This window comes from Pedobacter sp. 10L46_2 (assembly GCF_056395165.1).
This window is the reverse complement of the sequence record NZ_JBFTIZ010000173.1, coordinates 1-8,628: the sequence shown is the minus strand read 5'-3', so window position 1 is coordinate 8,628 and position 8,628 is coordinate 1. Positions and strand designations below refer to the sequence as shown.

Genomic DNA, 8,628 nt, shown 5'->3' with positions numbered 1-8,628 from the left:
ATCTATATCCTGGCTATCAGGCGCATACCCTCTAACAATCGCAAGATATTTCTTTTGAACCAAACCATTTTGAAACTGCTGATGCATTGCTATTTCTACATCTTTTTCAAAAGCAAATAGTAGCAAACCACCTGTTTTCCTGTCCAAACGATGAACAGGGCTAACATGTCTGTTTACCTGATCTCTTAAAAGTTGTAATGCAAATTCTTTTGCATCATTGGCAATCGACGACCGATGCACAAGCAGGCCATGAGGTTTATTAATTGCAATTAAATGGTCATCCTGATAAACAATTTCTAGCATTTAAACTTTTTTTGGCGAAGATAACCTTTTAAACTTTCCTGTTCTATTTGGAAGTAACTTCTTCTACCTCTATTAAGTCCGGGCCATTTTCAATAGGATAACCATCAACCTTTGTTCCTTTTAAGGTAACCTCCTTATTTACATAAGCATTTAAATCAACCTTACTGCTTTTTAATGCATAGGTTTTAGCATCCACTGTTAAAATATGGGTACCATACTGGAATGTGGTCATCCCTAATTTTTCAATTTTACCGCTTAACTTAACTAAGCCCTTACTTCCTGCCTGTTTCGCTGTGTTACAGCTTACCATGGCAAATCCAATAAACAATAGGAATAATAATTTTTTCATAACCTTAAGACGTTAAAATTTTCAATTATGCTACAAATAACAATAATTAAAGATACTGAAATGTTGGGGGACGTAATGATTTACAGCCAGATTATTTATATATTTGAATCATATTAACATTAGTCACATATCTAAATAGGATTACCAAAAATCCAAACCTATAGCGGGAAGGCTATTTTATTGCCTTTTTTCCTATGTTACAATCGTATCCCTAATAATATTTAGAAAGAATTATTCTTTTCACATTGGAATTTTAAAAATGACTAATCATATAAAAGTCGCCCTAATTGGCGCAACTGGTAAAGCTGGAAGCTATTTACTAAAAACACTATTAAATCAAGGTTATACAGTCAAAGCACTAATCAGAAATCCATCATCTTATAATTACCTGCATCCCAATTTGGAGATTGTAAGAGGAGATATAAAAGATTTAGAAACAGCGAATGAGCTTATTAAAAACTGTGGAGTTGTGATAAGTGCTCTTGGACAAGCAAAAGATGAGCCTCTAATAGCAAGTGTAGCAGCTCACAACATTATAAAAGCTATGAATAAGCAGCAGATCAAAAGATATATATTCTTAACCGGGCTGAATATAGATGTTCCGGGAGATAAGAAAAGTATGAAAACAGTTCAGGCATCCACATGGATGAAGGAGACATTTCCAGTATTTGTAGCCGACAAGGAAAAGGCTTTTGAAATAGTAAAAATGAGTGGCTTGGATTGGACTATGGTACGGTTACCATGGATTGAACAGACGGAAGAAGTAAGAAACCTGACTGTAAGTCTGGAAGACAGCCCTGGTGAAAAGATTAGTACAACAGATCTGGCACATTTTCTCATAGATCAGATCTTAGAAACTGATTTTATTGGAAAAGCACCATTTGTGGCAAGCTTATAAAATTTATAAATTATGAGGGTTAAGCTATTTTCCCTCATAATTTTAAAACAGATTCAATTGTCCGCCATTCGGTGGTTTTGCATCACCAAAAACTGTTTTACCGCCATATTTCCATGAGTCGTTTCTCTCTTTTTCTATAAGCTCTTCAAAATTATCATTAGGAATAAAGTCCTTTTCAACTTTGAAAGACAGTTCGCTTAGCTTTTGTATAGCGTGAAGCTTATCGGCTTGATCTATTTTTGCTTTATAAACTGCTTTGCTTAGTACACTAATCGTTTCATCATAAACATTTAAAGGCACTGGGAATGGATGCCCATCCTTGCCTCCATGTGCAAATGAGAAACGGGCCGGATCAGTAAATCGAGCAGATGTACCATAAATAACCTCACTTACTAATGCAAGTGACTGCAGAGTTCTAGGTCCCATTCCCTCAAGTRGCAGCAATTCTTCAAAATCACTAGGGTTCTTTTCATGACTTAACCACAGCATCGCACCCAAACGTTTAAGATCTACATCTTTAGCCCTAACGTCATGATGCGCTGGCAAGACGAGTTTACGCACTTCTCCTATCATTCGTTCCGGATGCTCTGCTGTCATTGATAACATAGCATTACGGGAAAGTAATGCTTCTTTGGCCACAAGATTTAAAATTTGTCCTTGGTTTTTCCCACAAATGCCTGTATGGGGCTCATCCACAAAGGATTTTAATGATGACGAATGCCAATGATACCTACGTGCAGTCGAACTTCCATCTCTCATTCCCTGCTGCACAACAGTCCACAACCCGTGCTTGTCTACAATAAAGTTATGCATATACAACTGAAACCCATCTTGTAAAGCGGTATTATCAACCTTTGCACTTAGCTTACTGCTTCGTACTAAGTCATTACCATTTAACCCGGTGCGTTCTCCAAATTTAAGTAGTTCATCCGGAGTTTGTCTGGATTTTTTGCCTTTGCCTCCACAAATATATATGCCTAATTCTTTATAATGAGGGTTAACTGAGGCCTTTAAGGCACCCATAACTGAAGTGGTGATTCCGGAAGAATGCCAATCCATACCCATCACAGCACCTAAACTTTGGAACCAAAAGGGATCACTTAATCTCCGCAATACTTCAGCTGTACCATACTCGATAATTATTGCCTCTGTAATTGCCAACCCCAAACGCGACATACGTTCTGCCAGCCATTTAGGAACATATCCATAATGCAAAGGTAAATCAGCCGTCCCAGATCTTTTCATTACTAACAAAATTAGCAAAATATTACCAATAATTCAATTTAACATTTCTTAACATCTGCCTATTATAATCCACCTTATATTTGTGATATAAATATTTGGTTAGTATTTATAGTTTAGGTTTAGTTGATAAATAAAAAAGCACCGATGGATTTCGGTGCTTTTTTATTTAATCAAATCCTTAAATTTGCAGGGTTATCCCTCCCATCACCATCTATCAATGAGCACCAATAAATTAATAAATATACCACCCCTCCCTGCCGTACTATTGTCTATAATTAGCGTTCAAGCCGGAGCCGCAATAGCCAAAGGATTATTTCCTGCACTCGGGGCAACCGGTACTGCATCTGTGAGGATAGGTTTATCTGCAATTATTTTAGTGGGTGCCTACAGACCAAATTTCAAGCGTTTCACAGCAAAACAATGGAAAGCCGTTATCCCTTATGGTATATCGCTAGGATTAATGAATGTTATTTTCTATATGGCCATAGAAAGGATCCCACTGGGTTTAGGTGTAACACTCGAATTTATTGGACCTCTTTTATTAGCTGTAAGCGGATCCAAACGTATATTAGATTTCTTTTGGGTATTTTTGGCTGCAATAGGAATAGCTTTTATTGCACCCTGGAATGAAAAAGGTATTGATTTAATTGGTGCGTCACTTGCATTGCTGGCCGGAGGTTTTTGGGCAGGCTACATTCTTCTTGGCGGCCGAATAGCTAAAATTATGGATGGAGAACAAGCAGTAGCCGTAGGCATGATATTCGCCGCTATTGTAGTGGTTCCTTTCGGCTTTGGAAGCGGGGGCTTATCCAATTTCACACCCATTATGATCTTAAGCGGCGGTGCGCTGGCATTGTTATCAAGTGCTATTCCATTTACTTTGGAAATTGGTGCCCTTAAGAAATTACCAGCGCGTACTTTTAGTATTTTGATGAGCCTTGAGCCAGCAGCTGCAGCATTATTCGGGCTAGTGTTTTTAAAAGAACACCTCACCCTGCATCAATGGTTGGCAGTAACTTTTGTAATCATTGCAAGCCTTGGTGCCACACTAACTAAGGGCAAAAAGAATCTTTAGCTTGCCATCGGAATTCTATTCTTAGAAACCACCATTACAATAAGAGACCGTTGCTGCTCATCACGGAAATTGATTAGAAAATTCTTATTTCCATTGTTTTTGATCAAACTGGTTAGCCTTGGGAACATAATCGCTAATGATTCTACCTGTTTTATATCATCACTATCTACAATAAGAAATTGAGAAGAAGCATCATTCTTAATATGTTCTATATTCTGGTGAAAAGGGTGTAATGAATCCATAATATGATTAAGTTGAATTGATTTATAAACTGTTATTTAATATATAACGAGATTAATCGTCATTCCGCTACAACTAATTCGAATTATATTAATTTAGTTTAGACAATTGCACTTTCAAATTATTACATTACTTTAAAAACTTATCTATCGCCAGATAAGTCATAGGATGATAATTAGGCCTTGCTTTTTTGTAAATCTCTTTGGCCCTTTTCAAACCCTCTGGCGTTTTTATCATTTCTTTATACAAAGGAATGATGTGCCACATTCTTCCATTTTCTATTAAATAATCTTCTATTCTTTTATTGGCAGCAGTGTACTGATGGCGAATGGCCAATGTGTACCATGCCAACTGAATGTCAGTATTATTAGAACCGGTAAAGTTAAACTGACGATCTAAGTCAGCCATTCGCTTTGCAGTCATTTCAGGTGACAGGAGATTGATAAAGAATTTCTTCTCATTACTTGTAACGATTTCTTTAGTCAACACTGAAGTATCTTTCAATTCATTTTTATTCCATACCGATGCTATATGATCAATTTTAGCGAACTTTCCATCTTTAGCCCACAGACCTTTCGAATAAGCGATATTTGATGGAACACCAGGGCCATAAACCCAGTCATTTACCCTAATTTTCTTCTCAAGATCAGAATTACCTTTAATTAGATTCTCATTCAGATAAGCTAGAAACTGTTCGGTAGAAACAGATTGAAAAGCATGACCATCAAAATAGCCTCTTAAAAAAGTATCAAATTTTTCTCTTCCTACTGCCTCTTCAATTGTCCTTAAAAAGAAATAGCCTTTTTCATAAGCAATATCATTAGTACCCTCATCGGGGTTTCTTCCAGTATAATCAGTTTTCAGATAAGTATCCTTACTGGTATCGCCCATTTCCTTTACAGCATCTTCCAAAGCCTTTTTCGCAAATTCCTCCTGCATCTCGGCTTCCTGTTTACCAAAAATCTCCTCATCGATCCTTCTTTCAAAGTAATTGGTAAAGCCTTCGTTAAGCCAGAAATCATTCCATGTAGCATTTGTAACTAAGTTACCACTCCAGCTATGTGCCAATTCGTGGCTAATTATACTTACTAAAGACCGATCTCCAGCGATAATTGTTGGGGTAATAAATGTCAGATTAGGATTTTCCATACCTCCAAAAGGAAAACTCGGAGGCAACACAAGCAAATCATACCTTCCCCACCTGTATGGGCCATATAGCTTTTCAGCAGCATTTACCATTTTACCCATATCAGCAAATTCATATACCGCTTTTGCTAAAACCGAAGGTTCAGCATATACACCAGTGCGCTCATCTACTGCTTTAAATTCAATATCACCAACAGCCAATGCCAATAAATATGAAGGAATAGGATGAACTTGTTTAAAATGATAAATACCTGTACTGTTTTTTACTTCAGGATTCTCGGCACTCATTAAAGCCAGCAAATCGTTGGGAACTGAAACAGTTGCATTGTATGTAAACCTTATACCTGGACTATCCTGACAAGGTATCCAGCTACGTGCGGCAATACTTTCTGACTGCGTAAATAAATATGGGCGTTTTTTGCCTGCTGTTTGATGTGGGTTTAACCACTGCAAAGCACTTGCTTGTGCATTGGTTGTATAATAAATGGTTATCAACTTTGTTTCAGGGGTAATAACCACTTTTAGTGGCCTTCCTAAAAACTCCTTCTCCTCGCCATAGGTAAATGTGGTCTCCTTTTCTTCTGCACCAAGAGTGATTTTTGATATATTAAGCTGACTATCATCAAAAATAATCTCATTTGATTTAGCCTTATTGTTTATTTTCCAAACTGCCTTCCCACTAATCTGCTGACTTTCAAAATCAACCTTTATATCCAGATCCAGATGTTCAACTACAGCTATAGATGGTTTTGAGAAAGAATGCGGGTCTTCAACAAGCTGACTTGCAGCTTGTTCTTTTTGTTTACACGATAATATCATCAGAATTGGAATCAACAAGATTAGATTCTTTATTAGAACAGCTTTTTTAAACATGATAACCAGTTTATTTTTCAAATTACAATAAGTCGTTTGCAAGATTTGCCAGTTCACTACGTTCGCCCTTATCTAATGTAATGTGCGCGTATAGTGGATGGTTCTTTGCATTTTCAATCAGGTAAGACAGGCCATTACTCTCGGCATCAAGATAAGGTGTATCTATCTGATATATGTCGCCGGTAAATATGATCTTGGTATCTTCTCCTGCCCGCGAAATTATTGTTTTTATTTCATGTGGAGTTAAGTTTTGGGCCTCATCAACAATAAAAAAGATTTTAGAAAGCGTTCTTCCTCTAATATAAGCGAGGGGAGTAATTACGATTTTGCCTGTAGTTACAAACTCATCTATCCTTCCCTGCATCTTTAAATCATGATTATACTGCTCTTTAATGAACCTCAGATTATCCCATATTGGTGCCATATAAGGATCTATCTTCGATTTAGCATCTCCCGGTAAAAAACCTATATCCTTATTACTTAATGGAATAATTGGCCTGGTTACATAAATTTGCCTGTAATCTTTACGTTGCTCCAATGCACTGGCAATTGCAAGAAGTGTTTTTCCGGTACCGGCCTTACCCTGAATAGTTACCAGTTTAATTTCAGGATTAAGCAAAGCGTGTACAGCAAAAGACTGCTCATGGTTTCTTGGCGAAATATTAAATATTTTCTTTGACGCTACCGGATACAAGCGTTGCGTAGTAGAGTCGAACCATGCAGTTGCAGTTTTCCGGCTATTTTTTAATATGCAGAAATGATTTGGAGATTGGGGTACAATATCCAGTAACTCAGTGCTAATGCTGCCTTCAGTTTTGAGTTCTGCAAAAAGTTGTTCCGGAACTTTAGAAAGAACCGTTTTACCGGTATAAAGTTCATCTACATTTTTAATCTTTCCAGTTTCATAATCTTCAGCATACAGTTCAAGAGATTTTGCCTTTAAGCGCAGACATATATCCTTTGATACCAGTACCACTTTTTTCTCTGGAAATTCTTGCTTTAAGCTTAAAGCAGCATTAAGAATACGATGATCAAACTTTCCGGCTCCAAAAATTGCCTCAGCATCAGCATGATCTGGCTTATTATCCATTACCACTTTAAATCGCCCACTTTTAGTGCCATTTAAAGGAATCCATTGGTTCATTATTTTATTACCTGAAGCATTATCCATAAGACGAATAAAACTCCTTGCCTCTGCATTACGTGTTTCATTGCCATTTTTCATATTATCAAGCTCTTCTAGAACTTGAATTGGTATGGCAACATCATGCTCCTGGAAATTATTGAAAGCGTTATGATCGTATAAAATAACAGAAGTATCGAGAACAAAGATTTTCTTCTGTAACAAAGGATTTTTAGCAGTTTTACTCATGACACTTAAATTTAGCGATTTTTACGCTTGATACGAAATTGAATAAATAACCAAAAACTATTTAAAATTCTAAATATAAATGTGAAAAACACACCATAACAATAAAGCACCTCAATTTGAGGTGCTTTATTTTGATATTAATTTGATGTAAAATTAAGCTTTAGAATAGCAAATAGATTTTAAAACCAAGGTTATTGAAAGCTCCACTAGTGCTCAAATTAAAATTGGTATAGCTATTTTCATAACTACTTTGACCACCGGAATTATTTCCATTTTGTTTATCAACAGTGTAGAATGCGTTAGCTGATAATAAACTGGATTCAATGGCAAATCTTTTAGAAAAAAACCATGTCAAACCACCATTTACACCAACCGAATATTGATCCGTTTTCCTGTCTTCATAATTAGGATCGGCATTATCAGTTTTCGTATAACCATATCCCAGTGAACCGCCAGCAAAGGCGTATAGCTTTTTAACCAATGGATAGTACTGCTGATAATTCAAACCTGCTCCATAACTTTTTGATTTTGAACCAGATAATCCTTGTACATATCGATAATCTTGATTTCCATAACTAACATCAAGACCTAATTTCGTGTTGTCTTTTATAAATAATCCGTAGCTCAAAGTGAAATTATTTGCCTTTGTTTTTTCAATCTCGGTAGCTCCAGTTTCACTTCTGACCTCAGATTTACTTGTTTGTGAATTAATACCAAAACCTAAAGCATTGGTACCTTTTGTTTGGGCATACCCGCATAGGGAAGCCAATACTGCTACTGCAGTTAATAGTTTCTTTTTCATTTGTGTGTGTGTTTAAGAACTAAACTTAGCGATATACATTATCATTATGAAATATTTATTTTCATAATTTGTAACATCATTAAGATGAATGTCAATTATATCTAATGGAATAGCTATTAAGAAGGTTTTTCTTTCAGAAATGTATATAAACACAAAAACCCTGCAGCGTTTAGCTACAGGGTTTTGCTTAAGATTTGGCACCGACCTACTCTCCCACGTGTTACCGCAGTACCATCGGCTCTGGTGGGCTTAACTTCTCTGTTCGGAATGGGAAGAGGTGGACACCACCGATATAGGCACCTAAATATTTTTAAAGTTATCTTGT

At 36.5% G+C, this 8,628-nt stretch carries 9 protein-coding genes and 1 rRNA gene; 2 read left to right on the top strand and 8 right to left on the bottom strand.

All coding sequences use genetic code 11. The annotated features are described in order from the left end of the window. Both AC1DDX_RS17430 and AC1DDX_RS17425 read right to left on the bottom strand, forming a co-directional pair. Positions 1 to 303, bottom strand: a 303-nt coding sequence (locus AC1DDX_RS17430) for a pseudouridine synthase (RefSeq protein WP_477622332.1), incomplete at its 3' end; no start/stop codon positions are given. A 43-nt stretch (positions 304 to 346) separates the two neighbouring features. Then, complete coding sequence (locus AC1DDX_RS17425) at positions 347 to 652, bottom strand: hypothetical protein (protein WP_288883920.1); 306 nt, start codon at positions 650 to 652, stop codon at positions 347 to 349. A 259-nt stretch (positions 653 to 911) separates the two neighbouring features. On the opposite strand from AC1DDX_RS17425, the gene AC1DDX_RS17420 reads away from it, so the two are divergent. Continuing rightward, positions 912 to 1,550: an NAD(P)-dependent oxidoreductase gene (locus tag AC1DDX_RS17420; protein WP_337717833.1), complete on the top strand. Its 639-nt coding sequence runs from the start codon at positions 912 to 914 to the stop codon at positions 1,548 to 1,550. A gap of 42 nt (positions 1,551 to 1,592) precedes the next feature. Here the strand turns inward: AC1DDX_RS17420 and AC1DDX_RS17415 are convergent, their stop codons facing one another. Beyond that, complete coding sequence (locus tag AC1DDX_RS17415) at positions 1,593 to 2,795, bottom strand: DUF763 domain-containing protein (protein ID WP_477622331.1); 1,203 nt, start codon at positions 2,793 to 2,795, stop codon at positions 1,593 to 1,595. 217 nt (positions 2,796 to 3,012) lie between these two features. On the opposite strand from AC1DDX_RS17415, the gene AC1DDX_RS17410 reads away from it, so the two are divergent. Next, on the top strand, positions 3,013 to 3,870 hold the full coding sequence (locus AC1DDX_RS17410; RefSeq protein ID WP_172662439.1) for an EamA family transporter: 858 nt from the start codon (positions 3,013 to 3,015) through the stop codon (positions 3,868 to 3,870). On the opposite strand, the gene AC1DDX_RS17405 is transcribed toward AC1DDX_RS17410, so the two are convergent. The 5 genes from AC1DDX_RS17405 to rrf form a co-directional block, all read right to left on the bottom strand. Next, the gene (locus tag AC1DDX_RS17405; RefSeq protein WP_048906350.1) at positions 3,867 to 4,112 is read right to left on the bottom strand and encodes a hypothetical protein; all 246 of its coding nucleotides are present in this window, start codon (positions 4,110 to 4,112) and stop codon (positions 3,867 to 3,869) included. The genes AC1DDX_RS17410 and AC1DDX_RS17405 overlap by 4 nt on opposite strands. Before the next feature lie 127 nt (positions 4,113 to 4,239). Continuing rightward, complete coding sequence (locus AC1DDX_RS17400) at positions 4,240 to 6,129, bottom strand: M1 family metallopeptidase (protein ID WP_337717835.1); 1,890 nt, start codon at positions 6,127 to 6,129, stop codon at positions 4,240 to 4,242. 22 nt (positions 6,130 to 6,151) lie between these two features. Further along, positions 6,152 to 7,501, bottom strand: a complete 1,350-nt coding sequence (locus tag AC1DDX_RS17395; protein ID WP_337717837.1) for a PhoH family protein — start codon at positions 7,499 to 7,501, stop codon at positions 6,152 to 6,154. Positions 7,502 to 7,661: 160 nt separating this feature from the next. Beyond that, entirely contained in the window at positions 7,662 to 8,303 is a 642-nt protein-coding gene (locus tag AC1DDX_RS17390; protein WP_172662437.1) for a porin family protein, read from the bottom strand. Between the two features lie 192 nt (positions 8,304 to 8,495). Then, positions 8,496 to 8,607, bottom strand: a 5S ribosomal RNA gene (rrf, locus tag AC1DDX_RS17385). Positions 8,608 to 8,628: the final 21 nt, after the last annotated feature.